Annotated in this window: 27 protein-coding genes and 1 pseudogene; 7 read left to right on the top strand and 21 right to left on the bottom strand. The window is 41.4% G+C overall.

The window, feature by feature from the left end; translation table 11 throughout:
* Positions 1-144 precede the first annotated feature (144 nt).
* Complete coding sequence (locus ACED25_RS06040; RefSeq protein WP_371694877.1) at positions 145-1,113, bottom strand: tyrosine-type recombinase/integrase; 969 nt, start codon at positions 1,111-1,113, stop codon at positions 145-147.
* Positions 1,114-1,213: 100 nt separating this feature from the next.
* Between ACED25_RS06040 and ACED25_RS06045 the strand changes: the two genes are divergently transcribed.
* From ACED25_RS06045 to ACED25_RS06060, 4 genes are all read left to right on the top strand, one after another.
* Complete coding sequence (locus ACED25_RS06045; RefSeq protein ID WP_029222765.1) at positions 1,214-1,585, top strand: DUF3319 domain-containing protein; 372 nt, start codon at positions 1,214-1,216, stop codon at positions 1,583-1,585.
* Between the two features lie 4 nt (positions 1,586-1,589).
* A complete protein-coding gene (gene yciH, locus ACED25_RS06050; RefSeq protein ID WP_012600635.1) occupies positions 1,590-1,901 on the top strand; it encodes a stress response translation initiation inhibitor YciH in 312 nt (103 codons plus the stop codon).
* 466 nt (positions 1,902-2,367) lie between these two features.
* Positions 2,368-2,790 carry a phage protein gene (locus ACED25_RS06055; protein ID WP_371694878.1) on the top strand — a complete coding sequence of 141 codons (423 nt, stop codon included), beginning with the start codon at positions 2,368-2,370 and terminating at the stop codon, positions 2,788-2,790.
* Between the two features lie 62 nt (positions 2,791-2,852).
* On the top strand, positions 2,853-3,584 hold the full coding sequence (locus ACED25_RS06060) for a hypothetical protein (protein ID WP_017102028.1): 732 nt from the start codon (positions 2,853-2,855) through the stop codon (positions 3,582-3,584).
* Positions 3,585-3,637: 53 nt separating this feature from the next.
* Here ACED25_RS06060 and ACED25_RS06065 read toward each other — a convergent pair whose 3' ends face one another.
* From ACED25_RS06065 to ACED25_RS06105, 9 genes and pseudogenes are all read right to left on the bottom strand, one after another.
* Positions 3,638-4,081, bottom strand: a complete 444-nt coding sequence (locus tag ACED25_RS06065; protein WP_017102029.1) for a hypothetical protein — start codon at positions 4,079-4,081, stop codon at positions 3,638-3,640.
* 130 nt (positions 4,082-4,211) lie between these two features.
* A complete protein-coding gene (locus tag ACED25_RS06070) occupies positions 4,212-4,547 on the bottom strand; it encodes a hypothetical protein (protein WP_241816866.1) in 336 nt (111 codons plus the stop codon).
* A gap of 170 nt (positions 4,548-4,717) precedes the next feature.
* Positions 4,718-5,119, bottom strand: coding sequence for a hypothetical protein (locus ACED25_RS06075; protein ID WP_017102030.1), 402 nt, complete (start codon positions 5,117-5,119; stop codon positions 4,718-4,720).
* 38 nt (positions 5,120-5,157) lie between these two features.
* Positions 5,158-5,685, bottom strand: coding sequence for a hypothetical protein (locus ACED25_RS06080; RefSeq protein WP_241810802.1), 528 nt, complete (start codon positions 5,683-5,685; stop codon positions 5,158-5,160).
* On the bottom strand, positions 5,675-5,977 hold the full coding sequence (locus ACED25_RS06085; RefSeq protein ID WP_017102032.1) for a hypothetical protein: 303 nt from the start codon (positions 5,975-5,977) through the stop codon (positions 5,675-5,677). Before ACED25_RS06085 ends, ACED25_RS06080 begins: the two co-directional genes overlap by 11 nt.
* Positions 5,978-6,151: 174 nt before the next feature.
* On the bottom strand, positions 6,152-6,589 hold the full coding sequence (locus ACED25_RS06090; protein ID WP_017102129.1) for a hypothetical protein: 438 nt from the start codon (positions 6,587-6,589) through the stop codon (positions 6,152-6,154).
* Between the two features lie 184 nt (positions 6,590-6,773).
* The gene (locus ACED25_RS06095) at positions 6,774-7,010 is read right to left on the bottom strand and encodes a hypothetical protein (RefSeq protein ID WP_017101858.1); all 237 of its coding nucleotides are present in this window, start codon (positions 7,008-7,010) and stop codon (positions 6,774-6,776) included.
* Positions 7,011-7,333: 323 nt separating this feature from the next.
* Complete coding sequence (locus ACED25_RS06100; protein ID WP_258186662.1) at positions 7,334-7,456, bottom strand: hypothetical protein; 123 nt, start codon at positions 7,454-7,456, stop codon at positions 7,334-7,336.
* A pseudogene (locus ACED25_RS06105) lies at positions 7,410-7,604 on the bottom strand (hypothetical protein). The gene ACED25_RS06100 and the pseudogene ACED25_RS06105 overlap by 47 nt, the downstream one beginning before the upstream one ends.
* 501 nt (positions 7,605-8,105) lie before the next feature.
* On the opposite strand from ACED25_RS06105, the gene ACED25_RS06110 reads away from it, so the two are divergent.
* Positions 8,106-9,386, top strand: coding sequence for a GGDEF domain-containing protein (locus tag ACED25_RS06110; RefSeq protein ID WP_032499462.1), 1,281 nt, complete (start codon positions 8,106-8,108; stop codon positions 9,384-9,386).
* A gap of 764 nt (positions 9,387-10,150) precedes the next feature.
* Here ACED25_RS06110 and ACED25_RS06115 read toward each other — a convergent pair.
* The 9 genes from ACED25_RS06115 to ACED25_RS06155 form a co-directional block, all read right to left on the bottom strand.
* Complete coding sequence (locus ACED25_RS06115; RefSeq protein WP_004731009.1) at positions 10,151-10,303, bottom strand: YoaH family protein; 153 nt, start codon at positions 10,301-10,303, stop codon at positions 10,151-10,153.
* Positions 10,304-10,344: 41 nt separating this feature from the next.
* The gene (locus tag ACED25_RS06120) at positions 10,345-11,502 is read right to left on the bottom strand and encodes a conjugal transfer protein TraF (protein ID WP_017101860.1); all 1,158 of its coding nucleotides are present in this window, start codon (positions 11,500-11,502) and stop codon (positions 10,345-10,347) included.
* A gap of 59 nt (positions 11,503-11,561) precedes the next feature.
* Positions 11,562-12,440: a DUF2861 family protein gene (locus tag ACED25_RS06125; protein ID WP_017098137.1), complete on the bottom strand. Its 879-nt coding sequence runs from the start codon at positions 12,438-12,440 to the stop codon at positions 11,562-11,564.
* Positions 12,440-13,099 carry a response regulator transcription factor VxrB gene (gene vxrB / locus ACED25_RS06130; RefSeq protein ID WP_009845363.1) on the bottom strand — a complete coding sequence of 220 codons (660 nt, stop codon included), beginning with the start codon at positions 13,097-13,099 and terminating at the stop codon, positions 12,440-12,442. The genes ACED25_RS06125 and vxrB overlap by 1 nt, the downstream gene beginning before the upstream one ends.
* Entirely contained in the window at positions 13,074-14,546 is a 1,473-nt protein-coding gene (gene vxrA, locus ACED25_RS06135) for a sensor histidine kinase VxrA (protein ID WP_017101861.1), read from the bottom strand. Before vxrA ends, vxrB begins: the two co-directional genes overlap by 26 nt.
* Positions 14,547-14,892: 346 nt before the next feature.
* The gene (gene pntB / locus ACED25_RS06140) at positions 14,893-16,290 is read right to left on the bottom strand and encodes a Re/Si-specific NAD(P)(+) transhydrogenase subunit beta (protein WP_009845361.1); all 1,398 of its coding nucleotides are present in this window, start codon (positions 16,288-16,290) and stop codon (positions 14,893-14,895) included.
* Positions 16,291-16,300: 10 nt separating this feature from the next.
* Positions 16,301-17,848 (bottom strand): Re/Si-specific NAD(P)(+) transhydrogenase subunit alpha, encoded by a 1,548-nt coding sequence (gene pntA, locus ACED25_RS06145; protein WP_009845360.1) that lies wholly within the window; start codon positions 17,846-17,848, stop codon positions 16,301-16,303.
* A gap of 299 nt (positions 17,849-18,147) precedes the next feature.
* On the bottom strand, positions 18,148-18,429 hold the full coding sequence (locus ACED25_RS06150) for an HlyU family transcriptional regulator (RefSeq protein WP_012600627.1): 282 nt from the start codon (positions 18,427-18,429) through the stop codon (positions 18,148-18,150).
* Between the two features lie 38 nt (positions 18,430-18,467).
* Positions 18,468-18,836: a late competence development ComFB family protein gene (locus tag ACED25_RS06155; RefSeq protein WP_009845358.1), complete on the bottom strand. Its 369-nt coding sequence runs from the start codon at positions 18,834-18,836 to the stop codon at positions 18,468-18,470.
* A gap of 392 nt (positions 18,837-19,228) precedes the next feature.
* Here ACED25_RS06155 and ACED25_RS06160 point away from each other — a divergent pair, with 392 nt between their 5' ends.
* Positions 19,229-20,470: a GGDEF domain-containing protein gene (locus ACED25_RS06160; RefSeq protein ID WP_012600626.1), complete on the top strand. Its 1,242-nt coding sequence runs from the start codon at positions 19,229-19,231 to the stop codon at positions 20,468-20,470.
* A gap of 79 nt (positions 20,471-20,549) precedes the next feature.
* Here the strand turns inward: ACED25_RS06160 and ACED25_RS06165 are convergent, their stop codons facing one another.
* Together ACED25_RS06165 and ACED25_RS06170 are read right to left on the bottom strand one after the other, a co-directional pair.
* Complete coding sequence (locus tag ACED25_RS06165) at positions 20,550-21,536, bottom strand: Solitary outer membrane autotransporter beta-barrel domain (protein WP_371694879.1); 987 nt, start codon at positions 21,534-21,536, stop codon at positions 20,550-20,552.
* Between the two features lie 101 nt (positions 21,537-21,637).
* A complete protein-coding gene (locus tag ACED25_RS06170; RefSeq protein WP_198299351.1) occupies positions 21,638-22,609 on the bottom strand; it encodes a diguanylate cyclase in 972 nt (323 codons plus the stop codon).
* A gap of 131 nt (positions 22,610-22,740) precedes the next feature.
* On the opposite strand from ACED25_RS06170, the gene ACED25_RS06175 reads away from it, so the two are divergent.
* Positions 22,741-23,178, top strand: coding sequence for a DUF3069 domain-containing protein (locus ACED25_RS06175; protein ID WP_004731036.1), 438 nt, complete (start codon positions 22,741-22,743; stop codon positions 23,176-23,178).
* The last annotated feature ends 207 nt before the right edge of the window (positions 23,179-23,385 follow it).

A 23,385-nucleotide genomic window follows, 5' to 3' on the forward strand; every position in this document is an offset into this window, starting at 1 on the left:
TTGAGCTTATCTACCAAGGCGCTATTTGTTTTTAAGTCGGAAGCTTTTGGTTTTTAAAGTCAGTTGATTGACTAAGCAGTTTATTAACAATCTGCCTATAAAAAACCGTAGATAAACAAGCCGCCTCTTAACAAAGCCATCAGCTCATTGCCAAGGGATTAGTGCTTTAAACTTCATATTCTCACTCTCAGAGGTACCCGAATAACCCACATATTGCGCAGGCATTGCAGGGCTGAGCCAACGACCAAAATCTTGGATTTCTCTCACCTTAAGGCCTTGTTTCGACAGTTCTTGTGCGGCACCTACACGAATAGAGTTCCCGGAGAAATGGTGGTTGTCAGCCAATTGAAGTAAGTCACTTGCTCTTCTCAATATTCTGTAGATCGACGAATCATCTAAAGGTTGCAGACTGATATTTTCATGTTTATCTATCGCACGAAATACAGGCAACTCGTCTTGTGTTCCAGTAAACGAAAACCAACGCTCAAGTGCGGCGCTTGCTACTCGCGATAGCCTATACACTGAATTTTTTATTGTAATCTGGTACTCATTCTCAACGCTCTCCACATTATCCATCGACAACGCCCTTAGTTCAGATCGCTTTAAAGCACACTCGAACATCACATTATAAATCGCGATATCTCTGATCTCTTTTAAGCTCGATTTCTCATGGGAAAGTAACGTGTTTAACTCAGTAAGGTGTGCGGATGTCATGGCATTGGTTTGTTTAGAGTCGCCAGCCATTCGAGATTGCAAGTGGAGCAGGGTAAAACGAACTTGCCTATGCTTGATTGGGTTAGCAAAGCTCAACACAGTATGCAACAAGCTAAGTGTTGCAGTGTAACGTTTCAAGGACGAGAATTTTCTTTCACTTGATTCAGTCTCAAGAAAACGCCGAACAGCAGTGATGGATGCTGGGAGTGTGTTGATACGATTTTTAGTACAGAACGAATGGTAGCGATTCCAATCACTGTAGATACCCAACAAGGAGTTTCGAGAGTACTGATATCCTGTTAACTCATCTATAATTTCAATTGTCGCGTGGCTGTTTAATTTTTCAACAAATGAATTAATTATCACAGAGTCCGATAAAATAGGGACTTTTTTTCTCAAATTACCGTACCTCAACAGGTGTTTTTGCCATATTATGCTTGATATCATTAGAAGTATACTTATGATTAACGTAATGAAAACAAAACGATGATCAATGGATATGGCAAATTCAGTTTACCGAGGCGTTCCTCTACAATCAGCGGATGCAAACAACACCGTTTGGCGTGCCAAGCTAAAAAACAACATTATTCAAGGCAATTTACCTGCTGTGAAAAAGAGTATTGATTGGTGGATTGATACTGCGACCCTTATTGACCCGAAAGAATTCACAGCGTTAAACAAGTCGAGGGCGTCTGGTGGTGGCTTAGCTGAAAACTTCCATGGTTACCAAATTAAAAATGATAGCGGTGAGCCTAACGCTTGGTATTGCATGTTTAACGGGCGCCTAATTAAAGGTGGCAAGATTGCAATCCAGCGTCATATAGAGGCTTTCTTACTCGCAAAACAAAAAGCAGCACAGCAAAAGAAGTAAAATTATGAGCCTAGTATATTCAACTGAAACAGGTCGTATTAAACCTGAAGAAGAGAAAATCCAGCGCCCTAAAGGCGATGGTATTGTTCGAATCCAAAAAGAAACAAAAGGCCGTAAAGGTAAAGGCGTTTCTATCGTAACAGGCTTAGACCTAGATGACGCACCATTAAAACTCATGGCTGCGGAACTCAAAAAAGTATGTGGTTGTGGCGGCTCAGTAAAAGATGGCAACATCGAGATTCAAGGCGACGCTCGTGACAAGCTCAAAGCGCATCTTGAAAAGAAAGGCTACAAAGTTAAATTTGCTGGCGGTTAAGCTCTAACTAATGCCAGGGGTAAAATCGAAGATTATTATCACTGGTTATTAGGTATTTTATGGTAAATAGCCACTATGGTTAAATACACAGTAGAATTCAGAGAGTACAGATATGAAATAAAGGCAGGGCATCACATAAAGATACCTGCCTTATAAACACCGAAACCAATTTAACATAACGTACATAATACGCACTAAGGCTGTGCGTAAAATCTGAGAGTATTCAGTACCTTAGCAATTGCAGATTTTGCGTACACGCGTGCTATAGACGCTTGAAATTCAAAATGTTTCCACATAAATACGATCATTAATTAGTTTTCGTCCTTCAATTTTGCGTTATACCTAGTTTTCGTCACTGTTCTTTTTTCCGGTTTGACGACAAGTTTCATCGAATTCACCGATGGACATCGTGTTTTGTCATCGAAAAAAGAATTCGACGGATGTTTGATAACTTGAAGGAGATCACATGCTCACTCCCCGTTTTGCCGATCTATTGAATCGCTACTTCGACGACATTCATGAAGCCGCCGCGTATTTTTACGTTCAACCGATCACGATCAAGCGTTGGCTGTCTGGCGCGGTCCCGGTCAATCCACTGGCCGAAAAATTGATGAACATTCACGCCCGTGGCTACTTACCGTTGGATCATCGCTGGAACGGATTTCGAATCAACGTTGACCGTGCGATCCTCATTACCCCCGAAGATCGGGAATTCAATCCCAAGGAATTGCTCAGTTTTGCGTACTGGCGTGACGAGCACCGGCAACTGGTTGAGCGCCACGGCAAAATTGAGTCCCCGAAATACTATCCGGCTAAAGAGCATCCCTTGCCATTTCGTGGCGGTCGTTGCATGCTGCCTAAGCCCTGGATCCCGGCCAAATTCAAATAATGGTGCCATTCAGAGCAACAACCCTCGAGATAAGCTTCTTTAATCTAGGAACGTAAAACGTCATGACAACGATAATAGCCAGCCCGAACATTTTCATCGCGGGTGACGCCATGTGGACTAGCCAAGTCAGCGGTTTGGAAGTCGACTGTGAGACGCGCAAACATATCGTGTGTCTCGAGCAAGTGATCTTTTTTTCGGGTGATGAGCACCCTATTATCCTCGCGCAAGCCGTGCTTCTGGCCCTCATTTCTGACGAGGAATACATTCAATTAGCCCAAGCGCTCGACGAACGCGATGAGATTGGCTTGATTGCGGTAACGGAAAACACCGGTGCGCTGATAGACATGCCCATCGGCAACAACGCGACCACCGGAGAGCTGGTGTTTACTGGCTCTGGGGGCTTCCATGCGGCCACGTTTTATCAAGATCTCGACAGATTATCTTGCCTGTTAACAAGAATAGATACAGCGATGACGATGGCGTTCCACGTCGACGAGCAATCCGGCAACGGGATCCACAAGAAGGTGTGGCCTCAGCGCTACGACAACTTGTGTTATACTGACACCAGTTACCGAGAATACATCGGGGCTAAAATTGAAGAATATCACGAGTTCATCGCCGAATGGGCCTTAATGGAGGGCGACAACATGGCAGCACAACTTCCCCGCTCTACAAATCGCACAGCGCCGGCACCAAACGCGCCCAAAGCGACCCCAGAGCGCATGAAAGCAATACTCGACGCGATAAGAAAAAACCAGAAGAAACAAACTGAGAAACAAGAAGAAAGTGCCTAAAACAGAGGCGCCTGAACAGTACGTAGGTCATGTTCAGGCGCTTGTTATGTGACCTAATTTTTGACAACTATCTTAAGCTTTTTATCTATTAGTGTTACCCCTGCATGAGTCACTGATATGTTTCCATCAGAATCAGTCCTCGGAGTCATCAATATACTACATTCACTTCCATCATTATTGAGAAGGCTAGCGGAAATAGAAGGTGATTGACCTTTTTTATGTTCGCTCTTTTTTATCTCAAAACGATAATATTTATGACCATCTTGTTTTCTTTCTTCAAAATCATCGGAACCTAGTAATATTATATATGGCTTAAGTTTTAGAAACTTTAATACAGCGAAAGAAATACTCAAAACAGCTGCGATAATCTTTAGGAAAATGACCACATAATTTAATGCGCCTTCTCCAATGACCGATTCCAGTTCTTTTAAGACAGAAGCAATGGCACCGAATATAACAGCTACAATAAACATCCAATCAATTTCATCTAAATTCATTTATTCTCCTTTACACCACCAAATCCAAGGTTCCATTATGCACATAGCCCCGCCTTAAACATTAAGGCTAATTCGAGCCAAAATTTCCATAGTCGAATCGTTTGTTATATTTATTCTCTTTTGATACGAACTATAAATTACCAATTATTTTTTGAATTTCATCTGGATTTAAGTAGCTATTATTAACTTTACCTTCAATCAAAAAACCGTCTGCTAATATTTGGGATAATTTTTGAACAGACTTTTCATTAAAGAGCTTCGGATAGATCCGCGTATACGCATTGAACGTTGCCTTTAAGTTACGGTGGCAATCTTCAGCTGAACTGAGTGTTGTGACCTCTCCCGAATTAAATATAGGTATGAAAATTTCAAGTAGGTTGTTTTTAACTCTTGCTTTAGCTTTCTGCGACTTGTGATTTTCTCGAGCCCAAGACCTAAAAAGAATGCCAGAATACCAGGGAGCCATCCATTCATGAAACTATTAAGTGAAATTTTCCACCACTCAATATCATTAATTATAAAATACACTAACTCTTCCTATTGCCCGTGAGGTACTTGAAAAATATAACGCCTTAAACATCGAAACTAAAGACAAACCTACAATGCCGAATGTAATAAATTGTGTTGATTAATTTGTTAGACGAATGTTGCCTTCAGCAACGCGACTTGTTGCTCAAACAACCCACTATCAAATTTGGAGTAAGATTTAGCTATATTTACCCATTGAACTCCGGTTTCATCAATATGACGAAATTCAATTTGTAACGCATATTTTGAACAACGAAGAAAACCAAATATAAAACCTACAATCGTTAAAGTAACAACTAAAGCTTTCAACCAAAAAGGTGTACTCTCAAGAGTTGGGATTGCTAACCAAACTGCTCCGGAGAAAACAAATAACCAAAATATTATTTGACCTAGATTGTCGAGTAAGCCAAGTTTCTTAACTCTCACATTATTAATTTTTGATAAAGGATACGAATCTTTTTTAAAGCTAAACTCTTCTTGGCTCAGTTGAAAATCTGTTTCCTTGTACATTATTGCCTCCATTTTTATCAACACTCTTAAATGCTTTATTAGCTTTTTTGGGTTACATACTTTGCGTGAATATCGAGAACAAATGGCTCCACTAAAGCTATACATCGGTCTAGATCGTCATCCGTTATATCTACTTTCTCACCATCTAAGGTATGACCATTTCGATGCACAAGGTCATGGCGTAACTCAAGTTGTTTTAATAGCTCTCTGCTGATATTAAAACGAATGCCAAGAACTTTTTTATAATACATTTCAACATCATTAAGCCGATGCCATACCAATGCTTTCATTGAATGTATCAAATACTCATCAATAGGGTTGTTTAAAGCAAAAGGAACCGTCACGGTAGCAGAACGAAACTTGTCATGGCTTGCTAGTTTTCGGAGTGATTCTGGAGAATTAGTAAGTTCAAAAATGAACAAGTTTGAAAGATACTGTTCCATTAAGCTTATCACGTTCGAAAAATACAATTGGTTGTGAAAACTATCTCTACTTTGGGCTCTTATTTGCGTAAGTCCTTCAGTGAAAGTATTGAGATATACATCAAATTCCGTATCAGAACTCATTAGCATGGTACTCCACTCTAATTTGCTCTTTTAACGCTCCATCCTTTGTCTCAACGTCTAGCGTCCAATCAACACCAACATTGGAAGACCAAACATTAATGTTAAACTCATTACCTTCCTCGTCTTCAAACGAATCATAGTTTTCGCTAACACTATCCCTATAACGCTCTGCCACAAAGTTAGGAGACGGTACGCTAACAACCGTAACCTCTTCAGTACCGCGATAAATAAGTAGATAGCCACCGGAAATGGGTGGCATACAGTCATTACCTTCTAACGTAAACTTCATCATCTCATTTCTCAAAATACAAATACGTTTCGATTATAACAGCATAGTTTTAGGCTTACACCTTCAGAAAGCTAACGCCCGCTTAAGTGGTGAGTAGCGTAAGACCGATGTTTCTGCAAACCACCTTAAACACAGAACGCAACGTATAGTAAAAATGTCACGTGTTACGAATTAATCCTAAACAGTTCGATATACGGTTGTGCCAGGCTCAGAGTTTGGCCCCAACTTACTGCTAAAAACGAACAGACAACTAACTAAAATACCTATCTCGAAAAGCTGACATAGAAAAGATGCTGTCTTAAACACCAGACCTGAATCCATCCAAGGCATCGCTATTTCAATTAGCACAGCGGCTAAAACCAAAGTATACCCAACTCGTTGATGCCATTTACCTAACACTCGCGAAAAGTGATGGAAAGCTAACAGATAAAACACCGAAAAAAAAGGCATTATAAACCAGATGAGATACTCAAAAATTTCAATCAACGAGCTACTACCTTCGCCCAAAGTTGCCATTAGAATAGAGATAATAAAGTTGAGTAGCATGTAAAGAAACGGATATATAAGAATACCCAAGGCAAGATACCGAACTGATTTTTTAACTCCACTTTCCACTTGTGTTACCTTCTCTAGTTGGAGTGACGCATAACACCCAATTAAGTAGCTGACAACGCTACTAATACGTTCAAAATTACCACCAAAATCACTTAAACTGAACTGAGTTGAAAATCCCAAGCGTTGACAGTCTGCTTTAATTGCTTGTTGTTAGCTCTACGACTTAGACTGGACAAGACACAATTTATTGAAATTCATCGCCATGATTTTCTAATGTTTTAATACCACACTCTAAACAAACTACATAGCGATCGATTAAATCTAGTGACGCTCCTGCTGGACTAGCCATCCCACCCAAAAAACCCGCAAGAAATTCCTTAAACTTTTCTTTCTTACTATTGCCATATTTGGACGGTTTTTGCTTAATCAATTCTTTATGTTCTGTTTTTTGACCACATTTGTCGCAATACCTAGCACTCATTTTAACCTCAATTGTTGTTTTATAAATCCTGAGAATGATATCGGAGTAGCTGCGCATATGAATGAGAAGTGAATCACACATATGAACCAGTACGCACATTTAATAAGTAGAACTAACGCTTATTAGATAGAAAATTCTGCATTTAAATACAGAGTTTTTCTGTCTAGTCTGATTTATGGGAAAGGATTATACTCATTAACCCTATTTATAACAGTGATTTAAATCATTAGCTGTAAAACTGGATGCTTAAAGTGTGGATTCTCGTCGTAGAAATGCAGAAAGGGCTACTTTCCTAAAAAAATAGCCCTTTCGATTGCTGTGAATCATCGGCGTTTCTTGTAGCGTTTTCGTGTGGTGTTCGCCCTTACCACACGCCCGTTCTTGAGCGTGTAACCTTTCTTAAGTTGGCCGTTTGGTCGACGACCTTTGCACTTGTGTCCTTTCATTGGGGTTCTCCAGTTTTCGTATCCGTTGCTCTTGGTCTTGTTGCACTCGCTTTATCCAGTTGATGTCTGTTTTCAAAGCCGCAATCGTGCCGAGGCTTGAGACTCAACCTGTAATAAATGCAATGACCAACGCATCAAGAAACGCCATCACTTCGTTTTCCATCGAGATCCGTAATATTCAAGTAGGTATCGCACCATGGCGCGTAATTGGGAATAAAAGACAAAATGAATGAAACGAACGCTCTAATAAACAACAAAGTGTTTTGATAAAATTGAGCTTAAAAAGTGACACTGCAACATAACTACCCTCCACTTTAATTGACGAACAGTAACAGTGGCCTCGTGACTCGTTGTCACAGCAAGCCATAAAACTCGCACACATAACTCTGATTACGACAAACCGAACCACAGTAAATTTAACTGTATAAATATGCAGTTAAATTGATACCCCCGCAAAAACCACACTTATCGAGTGAATAGCATTCAAAACCAACGCCATGCGTACAGAATTTGTTCTAAAAATCAGTTTAATCATTAACTTTTCTGTATAATCTTCAATTCAATTTTAACTATTGGGTTCGAATGTGAATACTCGATAGAATCTCTGTTTGCGGTGACATCACGCATAACCACAAAGTTACATGTATGGATGATTAACATTTTGAGCGACAACGTATTCAGGCAAATCAATATATTCCTTTCGGTTTTTTGCCTCGCTGCCACTCTACTGTCGTTTATCTCTTACCATATGATCATGGATCAAAACTACGTTATCACTCCAGATAGATTCCCTACACTCGTTAACACTGACCAAGAACATAATGGTGGCACCAAAGGGGTGCTGTATAAGTCAGAAGACACCATTGAGTTACAGTGTGACTTTAAGCGTACCTATAGCTCGCCATTCTGTGAGATTGAGTTCGTTATCTCTACGGAAGGTAAAGGTCTGGATCTCTCAGTGTATGACTCAGTGACCATCAATATGGATTACGAAGGCCAAGAACAGCCAAGGTTTCGCTTTTACATTCGAAATTACGACGAGAATTACAGCGTTCAAGGTGACGCTATGTCTAATAAGTTCAATCGTTTAGATTTCTCGTTACCCGATAGAAAACACATCGACTTAGATTATTTCAATGTCCCTTTATGGTGGATCGACTATTACAACCACCCTATTACTAATAGCGCCGTAGACGTTACCAACGCAGTGTCGGTTGAGTTAGGGCTTGGTGCTAGCACACTTGATGGGCACCATAAACTGACAGTACAAAGCATCGTTTTTCACGGCAAGACGATCGACAAGTTTGTACTAGGAAAACTCTTAATTAGTTTATGGGTGCTGTATGCGATTTACTATATATCTTGTGCGTTATATCTAGCCAGAAGAACAAGAACAGATGCCGCACAGCAACAACGTTTGTTGACTCAAGAAATTGAAGAGCTAAAGATAAAGGCTACAACCGATCCGTTAACCGGCTGTAGGAACAGAACTGAAGCTTTAGATGCTTTCTATGATTTTGAATGGTTAGCCCAGCAAGGAAAAACAATTCACATCGCTTTGTTTGATTTAGACCATTTTAAGCAAATCAATGATCAACATGGCCATGAAGTGGGTGACAAAGTACTTATTCAGTTTGTCGCAACGGCGAACGAGAGTCTTGGTGAGCAATATTTACTTTATCGCTGGGGTGGTGAGGAGTTCCTTTTAGTTTGCCTGGAGCAAACTGCGCTACAGTGTAACGAATCTATCAATAATCTATACCTAGCAATCGACCAAAGCGTTTGGCCTAAAGCGCTTAAAGTAACGACTTCGACTGGAGTAACACAGCTTAAGCAACATGAATCGATACGTTCTGCAATTAAACGTGCAGACAAGGCACTCTACCAAGCGAAAGACAACGGACGAAACCAAGTCGCAAAGTTGTACTAAAGCTCGCTTGACTAGACTGCAGTTACACATTCAACTCTCTGCCAATACCCAATCAAGACGCCATTAATACCCTGTCGATATCTACTGTCCATTTAAGCCGCCGTTAGATTTTCAACGCAGACTAAAGAAGCCAAAAGCTTTACTGTCTCATTAGGGTTCTAATCGATATGTACGCCTCTAAGCGCGCTCTCACCATCGGTAATAACACATTCTGTAGTAACGCCATTAATCGCATTCTCAGGTTGAGATGTATCGTTTCTAAGCTTCCTAACTACTTGTTCTAAACCGCACATATCTGGCTAGTAAAAGCTTTCTCTAAGCAGTCGTAAGTCACTCGCGGTATCGGTTTTGAACATTACCGTCGTTACTTATCTCGCGCTGCTCTTCGAGGAAATCCTTATTATTCTGCTCCCGTCACGCTTCTAATCACGCACTCTGACCCACTAAAAATGGAAGTCACAACGTCACTATCCTTAAAAAACGCCATAGATTTAACTACTTAGACATGGTGACATAAATGCTGACACCCAAAATGATAGTTGTATTGTTTTCAGAGCTTGCTGTAATTTAATTGCAAATAGGAGCCAAGAAAAGCCTGATAAGTGGATTACTCCAACGTAACTTACTGAATAAACGGCATTTAATGGTTTTGAATAGTTCGGGGTTTAGGGTAACTAAAGAGTTGGTATGTACGAGATAATATACTAGAGGGTAATATATTTAGTTATAGTGCGCTAAGGTGTTAAAAAAGAAGGGCTAATGCCCTACTCTTCTTTATTACTCATTTCTTCACGAATTTGCTCAGCAACGATTTTGATAGCTTGTGCTGTGCTGATGCCCTGGGTCATCATTTCTTGAATTCGTTCAACAGCTTTCTGTTGTTCTTCGTGAGAAAGGGTTGGTAAGTCGTTTAGCATAGTCTGCTCCTTTATTTAGGAGCAGAACTATATAAGGACTGTTAGTAACTAGCAAGGAAATTGATTGATGCACCCATTGCATTTTCATTTGTGTAGTTAGCACTTAAATCTAACTGGAACAAATTGAGTGGCGACAAACCAATACCTGCAGTGACTGTACCTTCTGAACCAGAGTATGCCAAATTCTTGTAGTACCCTGCCCTTAGCTGAAGCTGACGTAAAACATCAACTTCTGTACCAACGCGAATCATCTGTTCATTATCTTTGAACGAAGTAAACTTTTCGGTTTCATTTAAGTCATAGTCGACACTAAGCGTGAAGTAGTCCGCTACGATACCAGCACCTACGGTATATACTGGCTCTAGTTTGTATGCGTATTGGCCACCGACTTTGTGTGTCACATCGCTGGTCGTCGTACTCGTTAAAGTTTGAGATGTATCTTTGGTATTGATATCTCTAGATATTAAGTTGGTAGCCGAAAAGCCAACTCGAAATGGACCTGTGAACCAAAGCGCGCCAGCATCCATATTAAAAGAAGTTTCACCTTCACCATTGTCTCTTACATCAGACAAATCGTAGCTCTTAACAGAAGCAACGTAGTTGTATGTGTAAATACGTTGAAGTTTAGGCGTGATACCAAATGAAATATGCTGCCCCATAAAGGTTTGATATTTAGCGAGAGTTAATCCAACTTCGGTAACACCAATAGCAACGGCTTCTACCGTCGACAACTCAAGTTTATCGGCATCTGTCGCTGACGCTTCATTGTAAACATTTGGTGTAGCAAACGATTCTGTATAGGCTTTGCCGAATAGGTTAGCCGCTATAAATTGATTTGGGATAGCGAATGCGACAACACCACCAAGTTCAACATTAGCTTGGTTACCATCGAGTTTTTTAAGAGCTGCATCTAAATCTGCAGTGTTTGTCGCAGCCAGAGCGGAATCAATATTTGATTTCATGTCTTGGGGGTCATTATAACTACCACCAAAACTTGGCGTGATCATACCCATATCATCGTTACGACGATAAATAGCAACAAGTGCTGGGTTATAGAATGGAGCTGTTAGGAAGTTTGCTGAAACAACACCAACACCACCCATCGCATCACCACGCGCTTCAATGGCGTAGTTTGCTGCTGAAAGAGGAAGACTGGCGAATGCAATTGATGCTGCGAGTAGTTTAGTTGTATTTTTCATGCCGTTTATCTTTGTTAGATCCCTTACATTATTAACGGCTCAATTCTAAATTACTTTAGCTACTCTTCGCTAGAAATATCATAAGTTTTACTGATAGTTTGTGCTTGCTCTATCGCTATGTCACCTTGCCAGCGCGAATGTACCATTGATACAGCTAAAACATAACGATCATTGGGCAGTTCTTCACCCGTTAAATTGGTCGGATAATCGGATTCATAACTTTTACCCCACACCTGCTTATATCGTTCATCGACATAATCGTACAAACCTACGTCTAGCTTTGGTAATGGGCAGTATGGGTTCAGCAGTGCTTTTTTATCGATCAACCAAGAGTCTTTAGATGCCCAACGAACTTGTTGACGCATAACCACTTCACCAAGAATGACCCAAGTGCTCCAGGAGTTACCGCTATTTCCTTTTACAGTCAGGCGATAAAGTCCGGAATCAAGTTGAGACGCTAAGCTATAACGTTTGCTGTATACACTCACTGAAGTGTTATTGATTACAGGGTTACCTTTGGTGAACTCACTATCAGACGAAACGACCTTGTCGACCCACTTCTCAAAGGTGATGTCTTGGATGTTGCTTTCCGATTCAACGTCAATCGCCACACGGAATGTTTCCCTGCCTGGGCTTTGGATAATGTGTCTTTTCACGACGACCGAGCTTATCCAGTCCGGTAAAGTGTTTTTGGTGAGCGTTTTCCCACAATCTTTGTTCAATGCTTGCTCGAACAGCTGATTGAGATGATCTTCGCGAGATTGCGAAGCGTTGATTTGCCAAACTTCCACTAGTGAATCAAACATCAATGCTAAATCATTATCTAGCAGGTGCTTGTGCACTTGTGTCAGCGCATCACTGTCCTTAAACCAATCGGCTGCGTGTGCAGTATTGATGACGCTTGATAAAATGAGTAGTGGAAGTAAGGCTTTTTTCATTACGCTTTCATCTTGTAGCCAACGCCACGTAAGGTTTCAATTTCTAAACCTGGCAACTTCTGTCTTAGTTGCAGAACGTGCGTGTCTACAGTACGAGTTGTTGGGAAGTGGTTGTAACCCCAAACGTGGTCTAGTAGCTCATCACGAGTAAACACTCGACCAAGATTACTTGCCAAGAATAATAATAGATCAAATTCCGTACGCGTTAACGTGACTTCCAGTTCGTTAAAAAACACTTCACGTGTTGCTTTGTCAATTACAAGGTTTTGAGCCATTACTTTTGATGCATCTTGATCTTCAGCATCAGGTAGGCGTAGTTGTGCACGGATTCGAGCAAACAGTTCAGCTTCTGCAAATGGTTTCGTTAGGTAATCATTCGCACCTGAGTCTAGGCCGGCTACTTTGTCTTTTACTGTTACGAGAGCCGTTAGCAAAATAACTGGGATGTCTTTCTTTTTCTTCCAACCTGGAAGTGAATCTACTGAGTCACCATCAGGAAGTTGACGGTCTAGGATCACAAGATCCGCTTGTTCCCAATAGCCTTCAACTTCAGAGATCAGCTCGGCATGTAAACATTCATATCCAGCTTGCTCAAGGCTAACTAATAAACCGTCAGCTAAATTTTTATCGTCTTCAACGAGAAGCAATGTCTGTTTCACAAGGTATCTCCAAAATAAATGTTGTTGGGGGGCCGATAAGCGTCATGTGACCGCCCATTTTTCCGACCATAGATTCTACTATCGTCAGACCTAAACCGAGTCCACTCTTACTTACGAATGGCTTTCTTAGTTGCCCCCAATCTTTACGAGACAAGTCTCCATTATCTATAACTTTGAATGTCAGCTTCTTGTCAGAAGTATTCAGTTCTAGTATCACTGGGGCAACACCGTATTTCACGGCATTTCTGATCAGGTTATCGATACACGTTCCTAACCAATATACGTTTACTTTTGCAGCAATATCTTTGTTTACGCGGAGTTCAATGCCCGGAGCAAAGTCTTCTTCAACTTTGTATTGAAGCCACTCTTCAACACTTGGCACCCACTCTGTTGCAAGCGGTTGGTTGTCTGATTGCAAATAGTCTTTACTTGCTTCTGCCAACTGCCTTAAACGGCGTGTATCTTCACACAACCTACGAAATTCATCATATACCGATTCTGGCAAGTGTTCGAACTCTCGCCTAAACCCTTCAACCGTCAATGACAAACTCGCAATCGGTGTTCTTAATTCATGCGTTAGAATTTGAAGAACCAGCATGCGGCTCTTCATCTCTTGTTTTTTACTGTTCCAACGGTAAACCGCCCACCCCAACACGAGTAGGATATTGGCAATCACCAAAATAAACATGGCGATCTGCAGAAGCTCTGAATGATCTTCTATTTCCCAACATACATTGCCGCGTTGGACAAAACAGCTGTTGCCTTCTGAGGACAAACTAAAGGCTAAACCCGCGAGCGTAGCGTTTTCGTTCCAAACTGATTCTTTATACAGGTAATATCTATCACCGCGCTTGACCCACATTTCATCAAGCTCAACAAACATACTCGCACCCGCTAGCAAAGCTGTTATGGCTTCATTGTCCATCTTCTGTAGACGAGACAGTAGTTCATCGTGTTCGGTGTTCGGTCGCTCTTGAATGTGCATGTAGCGCTTCAACGAGTCAAATTTCTCTGGGTATAACTCAACGTAGCGTGCGGCATATGAACCGCCACCGGGATGAATCAAACCACTTCGAGTAAACCAACGATCAGAAAGTTTAGTTCCTTTACACATTGCACGAGTAAAGACCAAAGGCTCTGTGATTAGAGGGCTTAAAGGCAACTTTCCGCTGCATGTTTTTGATAACCGGTATAAGCGTTGGATGTCTTTTAGTGGGTATTCAGCAGTTTGCGGCAGCATAGAGGACGGCATGATCAAGCGAGTCGGGTAATCAGCCTGAAGCAGTCGAATATCATAAGATTCAATTGCCATTTCATGATCAAAAAGTTTAGTGAAGTTATCGATACGCTCAGGTAAAGAGTCAGCAAACGCGTTCACTGAAACGGATAATGTAGCGATAAGCAGAGTAAATGTTCTTTTGATGATCACAAACCAACGCAAATTCATATAGATCAATCAAATATATACCATTCGTTATCAAAGATAAATTTATAACCGCATGAAAAACCGTGCTAATGACGAGTTATAGCGACAAATTCGATCATATTAGGGCTATGTTGCACAGCTGTACTCGCTAATCGTTTGAGTCGTTATAACTTCATTCAAATGAGTTTTACGGCCATCTATCGGACTGTGCTTATTGCTTATAGGCCATAGATTGCTGCTTATGGGTCATAGATTGTTGCTTTAGGATACAGCGACTTTCAGATGAACAAAAAAAAGGAGCTCTAATGAGCTCCTTATTTAGTTACGACTTAATGCTTTTGCTTAGAAAATACTTAAAAAGTGTTTCCTATAGATGCTCTAGAATACCGAGACAGCTCTGTTTCGCATCACCAAACAACATCTGCGTATTCTCTTTGAAGAACAGTGGGTTTTGCACACCTGCGTAACCTGTGTTCATCGAACGTTTGAATACGATAACGTTCTGAGCATTCCAAACTTCAAGTACTGGCATGCCAGCGATTGGGCTGTTTGGATCTTCAAGTGCTGCTGGGTTCACAGTGTCGTTTGCACCGATAACCAAAACAGTATCGGTCTCATTGAAGTCATCGTTGAGTTCATCCATTTCAAGAACGATATCGTAAGGTACTTTTGCTTCAGCAAGTAACACATTCATGTGACCCGGTAACCTACCAGCAACTGGGTGGATACCAAATCGAACATTGATGCCCTGCGCTCGTAGCTTCTCAGTGATTTCATGCACTGGATATTGAGCTTGAGCTACTGCCATGCCATATCCAGGAGTGATGATGACTGACTTTGAATTTTTCAGCATGTCAGCCACGTCTTCAGCTGATGTTTCGCGGTGTTCACCTTGCTCTTCATCACCATCAGACACAACCACATCTTGGCCGAATCCACCAGCAATAACGCTGATGAAAGAGCGATTCATCGCCTTACACATGATGTAAGAAAGAATTGCACCTGACGAACCAACCAATGCACCGGTTACGATAAGCAGATCGTTCGCAAGCATGAAACCTGCCGCTGCTGCTGCCCAACCAGAATATGAGTTCAGCATAGAGACAACCACTGGCATATCTGCGCCACCAATCGATGCCACTAGGTGGTAACCGAATGCGAATGCGATAAGAGTCATCACCATTAGCGCGAACATGCTGCCGTCCGCTTTAACGAACATAATCATCAGTAGTGTAGAAACTACGATCGCCGCTAGGTTCCACTTATGCTTATGAGGGATGTTCAATGCAGACGAAGAGATAACGCCGCGAAGCTTACCAAACGCAACAATAGAACCCGTGAACGTCACCGCACCGATAAACACGCCAAGGAACACTTCCACTAGGTGGATCACGTGCTCTGCATGAATATCAGCAGGGTTGATAGAAACGGTAGCAGGTGGGTCAATGTAACTGTTGTAACCTACAAGTACTGCTGCCATACCTACGAAGCTGTGCAGAATTGCCACCAGCTCAGGCATTTCAGTCATTTCTACTTTTCTTGCGTAGTGGATACCAATACCACCACCGATCACCATAGCAATGATGATCCATACAATACCTGCAGAATGTGGGCCAAAGATCGTCGCGATCAACGCGATTGCCATACCCGTGATACCGTAATAGTTACCTGCGCGCGCAGATTCCTGTTTCGACAACCCAGCCAAGCTCATAATAAAGAATACAGCAGCCACAATATAAGCTGCTTGTACTAATCCTTCAGACATCTGTCACTCCTTAGTCTTTACGGAACATTTCAAGCATACGTTTGGTTACGGTAAAGCCACCAAAGATATTGATACTTGCAATTAATACGGCAATAAATGATAAGAACGTGACAACGCCACTTCCTTGTCCTATCTGTAACAGTGCACCGACTACAATGATTCCTGAAATCGCGTTAGTTACGGACATCAAAGGCGTATGCAGAGAATGGCTTACATTCCAAACGACGTAATAACCCACCACACAAGCGAGTACAAAAACGGTAAAGTGAGATAAGAACGCAGCAGGAGCAACCGAAGCTACCCAAGCAAATGCACCTACAGCAACCGCCATGCCTGCCACTTTCTTAATTGGAGAAACCGGCTCTTCAACTTTTGGCTCTGGTTTAACCGCTTTGGGCTTAGCTTGTTGTGGTTGAGCTGAAACTTGAATTGGCGGTGCAGGCCAAGTGACTTCACCCTCTTTAACCACAGTAACACCGCGTAGCACAACATCTTCAAAGTCAATATTGATGTTGCCATCTTTCTCTTTGCAAAGCAGTTTCAGCAAGTTAACGAGGTTCGTTGCATACAGTTGAGATGATTGAGTCGGTAGTCGACCAACCATATCTGTGTAACCTACCACTTTCACGCCGTTAGCCGTTGTAATAACTTGATCCGCAACGGTATATTCACAGTTGCCGCCATTGGCTGCCGCAAGGTCAACAATCACACTACCAGCACTCATGCTGTCTACCATCTCTTTGGTAATCAGCTTAGGTGCCGGACGACCTGGGATCAGTGCCGTTGTAATGATGATATCGACATCTTTAGCTTGAGCTGCATACAGTTCTTCAGCTTTCTTATTGAATGCTTCAGACATCTCTTTTGCGTAGCCGTCGCCCGCGCTGGTATCTTCCTTGAAATCCACTTCCAAGAATTCAGCGCCCATAGACTCAACTTGCTCTTTTACTTCAGGACGAACATCGAACGAACGAACGATCGCACCCAAACTACCCGCAGCGCCAATTGCTGCTAGGCCAGCAACACCCGCTCCAGCAACCAGTACCTTCGCTGGTGGAACTTTGCCTGCCGCCGTAATTTGACCTGTGAAGAATCGACCAAACTCATGCGCCGCCTCAACAACAGCACGGTAACCCGCGATGTTAGCCATAGAACTCAATGCATCTAACGCTTGAGCTCTTGAAATACGAGGTACAGAATCCATCGCCATCACGTTAATATTACGAGTGGACAATTGTTCCATTAATTCTGAGTTCTGAGCTGGCCAAATAAAGCTGACCAATGTTGCGCCATCTTTAAGAAGATCAATTTCATTTGTAGTTTCGTCAACGATCGGAGCGTTAACTTTAAAAATAATATCGGATTTCCAAGCTTCATCTGCGGTGACAATTTTTGCTCCAGCTTGTTCATAAACTGCATCTTCAAAACTTGCTAACGCACCTGCTTGTGATTCAACACAAACTTCAAATCCTAATTTTAGAAGCTGTTCTACCGATTTCGGCGAAGCAGCGACTCGCGTTTCACCTGCGAGTGTTTCTCTTGGTACACCAATTTGCATAGCTATTCCTTGACTATTGGCACAATGACTTATTCGTTTGTATCTAACGACAACTAATACTTCAAGCGTTTTATTCAAAGAACAGGAAAAGTTATTACTTATAACGATTTGGATGGAATTGGAGCACTTCATTTGAAGAAATGACGCCTCTTTTGAGCCAAGAGGTCAAACCACTTGCAAATATTCCTTTAAATAACAACCTACTAGCTGTTCTTTGTTCCTAAAACTAAAAAGAGCTTTCAGCATATACACTGAAAGCTCTCTAAATTATGACCAACATCAATTCTAACCCTATTTGGTTAGCTAAAAATGCTATCGCCCATTTGGTCGATGAACATCTGCGATTTTTTAAGCATCAGTTCATCGGCATCTTGTTTGTTTGAAACAACATCTGAACGAATAAAACGATGGGTTTTGATTTCACCATCAAATTCTTTCTCGATTCGCCCAGCTACACGGTATTGACCAGATTCAGCAATGGCATCTTGATAGATATTGAAGCCTTTGTATTCGACTGGCTCAATTTCTACTTTTTGTTCGGTTTTTTCTTTGCCACTAAATAATCTAGAAAAGAATCCCACGTTTTTACTCCTTAAATGACCGCATTAACCGTAAACTATCATGACTGTTTACCGCTCAACAATGGCTTTTCATACCATTGTAATTCAACGTCGTCATCAAAATTATGTTGACTAAAGATTACGGGTACATTGTCGTCACGCTCTCGCCTTCTGTCGTCAATGATCATACTTTCTGCATTTTTGACCGCGATCTCACTATTTCGTTTATACAGCACCAATTTATCCTCTGGCAATGCCGATAGAAAATCGACATCGAAGCGAATATAGATGGGTTTAAGCTGACCCAAAGCCAAACACGCAAGATCGGCTAACTGCTCGTTGGTATAGCCAGAAACATACTCTTCTGTCGCTAATACATTTCCCACCAAAGTTTCCATATAGTTATGGACATCGACACTGATTTGCATATTACACCTCCATGTTGAGCGGTTGTTTCTAGTTTAATCGTTGTTACAGCTAATCATTGTTGTAACTAATTACCGTTGTTGCTAGCCGCTTCTGCAGTTAGGCGTATAACATCTGTTCATTGCTACTTAGGTAACCACCTAACTCTTAAGCACAAACCATCTTAATTTAGTTAAGTATCAATAACGGCTGTTTCATTTATCATATATACTGTTTAGCTCGTTCTTAGGTTAATAGCAACTGAAACACATATAAATTTAATTGTACAATTAGCGAGCTATGATCATGTTTTTGCTATAATTTAATGAAAAAGCTTGGCAATTGCTTGTTTACCCGTATCCTACGTATAAAATTAAAATATAAGATCATCATTATAGTTAGGCTCACCACATAAATGACATCTTCTTTCGTCACGTCGAGCATATTTCGATTTTGCTTTCCCTTACTTCTATTAGCAATATTACTTGCAGGTATGAACAACGTCATCCTAGTGACGGATTCAAACTTAGGGTTTGCTAGCAACCTCCCATACATTCTATTGAGCGTTGCGGTTTTGCTGTGCCACACATTTAAGCAAGGTCGTATGGCCATGGTGTCCTTAACCATGCTCGTCGCATACCTCATCATTCAAGTTCGTTTACAAACGCCACTCAACACAGGCACCACTCTATTAGAACTGTCTCTGTTAACCGCTTTAGTTCCTGTAACATGCTTACTGGTGTATGCCTTCCCAGATAACGGCGTTAACTCGAAATCCATGTTCCTATATGCTTTGGTTCTCGTTCTGTTTACGGTATGGGCGCAATTAATTGTTTCTCATTTCCAGTCAGGTGGATTTGAGTCATGGAGCGAAGGTATCCTGTTTATCGTTAACGGATTCTCGAGGCTACCTTTCGTTTTAGTGCTGTATAGCCTTTGTTTACTTGGCCTTACGTCGATTTTAGTTCTGGTATACAACCGCGCGATTGATGTTGTCGTATACAGCGCAATTTTACTTTCTACTAGTACATTCATATTTTTTGATGTGCAATACATCTCTAGTACGATGTTCTCGCTGTCTGGTACGCTATTCATTATCTATGTCGTCTCTGCTAGCCACGATATGGCCTTTAATGACCGTTTAACTAACATTCCAGGTAGACACGCACTAGAAGTGGATATGAAGCACTTAGGGCGAAAATACTCAATGGCGATGGTTGATATCGACCACTTCAAGAAATTTAACGATACCTACGGGCATGACATTGGCGACGATGTGTTGAAGTTGGTAGCACGTATATTGAGTGAAACAACCGGTGGTGCAAAAGCTTATCGCTATGGTGGTGAAGAGTTTACGATTATTTTTAAAGGCAAATACTCGGAACAGGTTAAAGAGCACCTTCAAGTTCTCATTTCGGAAGTACAAAACTACGATATGACGATTCGAAATAGCAACGATCGCCCTGACGACCATGAAGTCGGCATTAAAAAACGTGGTCAGAGCAACAAATCAACTGAAGTCGTAAACGTAACGGTGAGCATTGGGCTGTCTGATAGTAGAACCACTAAACAACCCGTAGAAGTCTTGAAACTTGCCGATAACGCACTGTACAAAGCAAAAGAAACTGGCCGAAACAAGCTGTGTGTCGATAGTTAAAGACGTTGAAAGTCTTGGAATGTAAAGCTCTGAACATCGTAATTTAACGGTGTGAACATCGAAAGCGTTGGTGCTTAGACTAATCTTGGTTAAAGAAGATGACTAAGCTCCCTCCTTTCAAACTACTTCCATAATTGATAGTAAACCCTATTCCTACATTATCGACCCAGTCATTAAACAGATTTGGGTTAAGCAACCAACCTACACTACCTTCGTAGTAAGCTGTAGTGCCCATAGACGCGACAGTATCACCACCAATATCTATTCTTCTTATACTGGAATACATGGATGTGATGTTTTTGTCCCAACGAACTAAGTCATAGAAGATCTTAGCTTCATTTGCTATGTACCAACCTTCTGGGTGACCAATGTTACCGTTATTGGCTTCTCCCCAACCTATACCATTAAAGTAATGCCAACTGGTACTGAGTTTATATTTACCCCAGTCATTCTTATCTTCAAACATCAACTTTATCTTAGGCTCTATTATGTATGCCCAAGCATCCGTGTTCAGATAAAGACCATCCAGGCGACCTTGAATTGGTGCAAGCAACGAAGAACGATATTCAAAATCGTTTCGATAATAGGAAATATGGTTACCAATTGCAGAACTAAAACTCCAGTATTCGTTCAACTGGGATACGTTCGCATACTCAACGTAACCAGAAACAACAGACTCTTTTTGAAAGTCGCTTATCGTTGAACTGGCATATTGAACATCCTTCTCTATCCGCAACGCAGATAAACGAAGTGTTACTTCTTGATGGTTGTCTTCAATATAACTTGGCACTTCAAAGGTATAAGGAAGGCTGAGGGACGCGATATTTTGTCGGCGACTTACTGAGTCATTAGAGCCAATATCTTCATTGTCCAAACTAAAGACTTTGTTGGGATCAAAATTATTAATGCCAAAGGTAAACACATCCGTATCATTGAGCAAAACACTCGTTGCGAAGGTTTGTTCAATGTCTTTCCTGACCAGTTCAGAGAGCGAAGCTGCGTTAACAGCAGTTGGAGACACGGAAACAAACAGAGTTAATACAAGACCTTTGTTTGAGTTAGTCATGACGAATGACTTGGAATGCTGCATTTTTTTTATCACTTAAGTCACTTCCTAGCTTATAAGCTACTAGAAGTATAATTCAGGTTACTACCGAAGCTCGTCAACTATTGCTCAAGCTCCATAATATCGCGTTGTATGTAGGTATTTCTTCCACTTTGCTTGGCCTGATACAGTGCTTGGTCAACCTTTTCGTAAATAGAAGCGATAGCTTCACCACCTTCAGGGACGAATGACAACACACCTTGTGACGCTGTCACCCTATCAGACACTGCTGAGTAGTCGTGGACGTAGTTCATTTGATGCAGTGCTTCTTTTACACGATTGGCCTGTAAATTAGCCGCGGAGCTGTCGGTATCACTCAGAATGATGACGAACTCTTCACCGCCGTAACGTCCAACAAACTCTCCAGCTCGAACAAAGAGCTCTTTCAAAGTATTGGCAAGCCCTTGCAGGCACTTATCCCCTTGAATGTGGCCATAGTTATCGTTGTAAGGCTTAAAAAAGTCAACATCGAGTAGTATGACGGTCATGGATATATTACGTCGTCCGTGCCACGCAATGCTCTCTTCAAGCTTAGTATCCATATATCGTCGGTTGTACAATTTGGTTAGGCCGTCTTCGTTGGCTTGTTGTTGCAGTAAAATATTCAGTTCTTCGAGTTTGGCGGTACTCTGTTTTAACTCTCGTCTCATGTGCGCAATACGCTGCATCGCAATCAACTTAGAGTTCAAAACAACTTTGTTTACCGGTTTGATCAAATAGTCATCGCCGCCGGCATCAATCGCTTTTGCGATCATTTCAGGCTCTTCATGACCGCTCAAAAAGATGATCGGAACCCATTCTGGGAATTGCCGACGAACTTCGTTAGCGACCTCAAAACCATCCATGTCTGGCATGCTGATATCCAGTAACACGAGTTCAGGATCAAAATCAGAATAAACATTCAGGGCTTCTTTTCCGCTACCAACAGCTTCTACAACATGACCCAGTTGCTTGAGTCGAATAGCGAGTTGCATCCTATCCAGTTGAACGTCATCAACCAGCAATATGCGCATCGAAGATCCCTTTTCTATCATCACATCACCTTTATCTAGTGTTGAATATTCAAAGTAGCTCAAATTTGGGCTTAAATCATGCCCTAATCTCTATATTATATTGACTTTTTTACAGATCTTTTTAGCATTGTTTCTTTTTAAAGAGAAATACTATGTCAGACGCTACAAACAACGAAGTACAAGAAATCGATTTAACCACTATCTCACCAGAGCTTCGCCAAGTTATCGAATTTGATGAAGTGCCTAAAGAGATGCACAACATGGTTACTTCTATTCACGAAGTGTCTGAAGAAGCAGTGCGTGAAACTTGGAGCAGCCTTCCAGCAAGCGCACAAAATGTTTTAGACAACTTCGAGCAATTCCACGCTCTAATCTCTGTTAGCCAAGCTTTCGCTGGCGTAAACATGATGGAGGAGTTCCCTACTCTTAAACTTCCAGAAGGCATGTCTGATGAAGAAAAAGAAGAGTACCGAGCTCAACTGCTTGACCAAATTTTACATAACTGTGTAAAAGACATGGCTAAGCAAATCAAGAAAGCGCGCCGTGATGCTATCTTGAAGCGTGATTTCAAAGAAGTTTTCATCCGCTAAGCTATTCAGAGCACCTAAATTTAGGTTGAATGCTTAAGGAAAACTTAATGATTAAGCCGTATGTTATTTAAAACATGCGGCTTTTTTGTACCAGCAGCTTTTTCTATACGTTCTTTTTCTGCTCGCTTCTTCTATTATTCGAATGTAACGTCTGGGTTCTTGTTAGTGCAGGGATTCTCGTTGTGGCTCTTAGAATTCTAACTTTTC

The organism is Vibrio sp. 1F263 (genome assembly GCF_041439035.1).
Lineage (GTDB): Bacteria > Pseudomonadota > Gammaproteobacteria > Enterobacterales > Vibrionaceae > Vibrio > Vibrio tasmaniensis_A.

What these genes read in the sequence shown, in the direction of transcription:
- ACED25_RS06120 (WP_017101860.1), bottom strand. Translation starts at nt 11,502, where the DNA reads ATGAAAAATACAACTAAACTACTCGCAGCATCAATTGCATTCGCCAGT.
- ACED25_RS06095 (WP_017101858.1), bottom strand. Translation starts at nt 7,010, where the DNA reads ATGAGTGCTAGGTATTGCGACAAATGTGGTCAAAAAACAGAACATAAA.
- ACED25_RS06070 (WP_241816866.1), bottom strand. Translation starts at nt 4,547, where the DNA reads ATGGCTCCCTGGTATTCTGGCATTCTTTTTAGGTCTTGGGCTCGAGAA.
- ACED25_RS06045 (WP_029222765.1), top strand. Translation starts at nt 1,214, where the DNA reads ATGGCAAATTCAGTTTACCGAGGCGTTCCTCTACAATCAGCGGATGCA.
- ACED25_RS06080 (WP_241810802.1), bottom strand. Translation starts at nt 5,685, where the DNA reads ATGAGTTCTGATACGGAATTTGATGTATATCTCAATACTTTCACTGAA.
- ACED25_RS06075 (WP_017102030.1), bottom strand. Translation starts at nt 5,119, where the DNA reads ATGTACAAGGAAACAGATTTTCAACTGAGCCAAGAAGAGTTTAGCTTT.
- yciH (WP_012600635.1), top strand. Translation starts at nt 1,590, where the DNA reads ATGAGCCTAGTATATTCAACTGAAACAGGTCGTATTAAACCTGAAGAA.
- ACED25_RS06060 (WP_017102028.1), top strand. Translation starts at nt 2,853, where the DNA reads ATGACAACGATAATAGCCAGCCCGAACATTTTCATCGCGGGTGACGCC.
- pntB (WP_009845361.1), bottom strand. Translation starts at nt 16,290, where the DNA reads ATGTCTGAAGGATTAGTACAAGCAGCTTATATTGTGGCTGCTGTATTC.
- ACED25_RS06055 (WP_371694878.1), top strand. Translation starts at nt 2,368, where the DNA reads ATGCTCACTCCCCGTTTTGCCGATCTATTGAATCGCTACTTCGACGAC.
- ACED25_RS06100 (WP_258186662.1), bottom strand. Translation starts at nt 7,456, where the DNA reads ATGAAAGGACACAAGTGCAAAGGTCGTCGACCAAACGGCCAACTTAAG.
- vxrA (WP_017101861.1), bottom strand. Translation starts at nt 14,546, where the DNA reads ATGAATTTGCGTTGGTTTGTGATCATCAAAAGAACATTTACTCTGCTT.
- ACED25_RS06160 (WP_012600626.1), top strand. Translation starts at nt 19,229, where the DNA reads ATGACATCTTCTTTCGTCACGTCGAGCATATTTCGATTTTGCTTTCCC.
- ACED25_RS06170 (WP_198299351.1), bottom strand. Translation starts at nt 22,609, where the DNA reads ATGATAGAAAAGGGATCTTCGATGCGCATATTGCTGGTTGATGACGTT.
- pntA (WP_009845360.1), bottom strand. Translation starts at nt 17,848, where the DNA reads ATGCAAATTGGTGTACCAAGAGAAACACTCGCAGGTGAAACGCGAGTC.
- ACED25_RS06115 (WP_004731009.1), bottom strand. Translation starts at nt 10,303, where the DNA reads ATGCTAAACGACTTACCAACCCTTTCTCACGAAGAACAACAGAAAGCT.
- ACED25_RS06175 (WP_004731036.1), top strand. Translation starts at nt 22,741, where the DNA reads ATGTCAGACGCTACAAACAACGAAGTACAAGAAATCGATTTAACCACT.
- ACED25_RS06165 (WP_371694879.1), bottom strand. Translation starts at nt 21,536, where the DNA reads ATGACTAACTCAAACAAAGGTCTTGTATTAACTCTGTTTGTTTCCGTG.
- ACED25_RS06110 (WP_032499462.1), top strand. Translation starts at nt 8,106, where the DNA reads ATGATTAACATTTTGAGCGACAACGTATTCAGGCAAATCAATATATTC.
- ACED25_RS06155 (WP_009845358.1), bottom strand. Translation starts at nt 18,836, where the DNA reads ATGCAAATCAGTGTCGATGTCCATAACTATATGGAAACTTTGGTGGGA.
- ACED25_RS06125 (WP_017098137.1), bottom strand. Translation starts at nt 12,440, where the DNA reads ATGAAAAAAGCCTTACTTCCACTACTCATTTTATCAAGCGTCATCAAT.
- ACED25_RS06085 (WP_017102032.1), bottom strand. Translation starts at nt 5,977, where the DNA reads ATGATGAAGTTTACGTTAGAAGGTAATGACTGTATGCCACCCATTTCC.
- ACED25_RS06065 (WP_017102029.1), bottom strand. Translation starts at nt 4,081, where the DNA reads ATGAATTTAGATGAAATTGATTGGATGTTTATTGTAGCTGTTATATTC.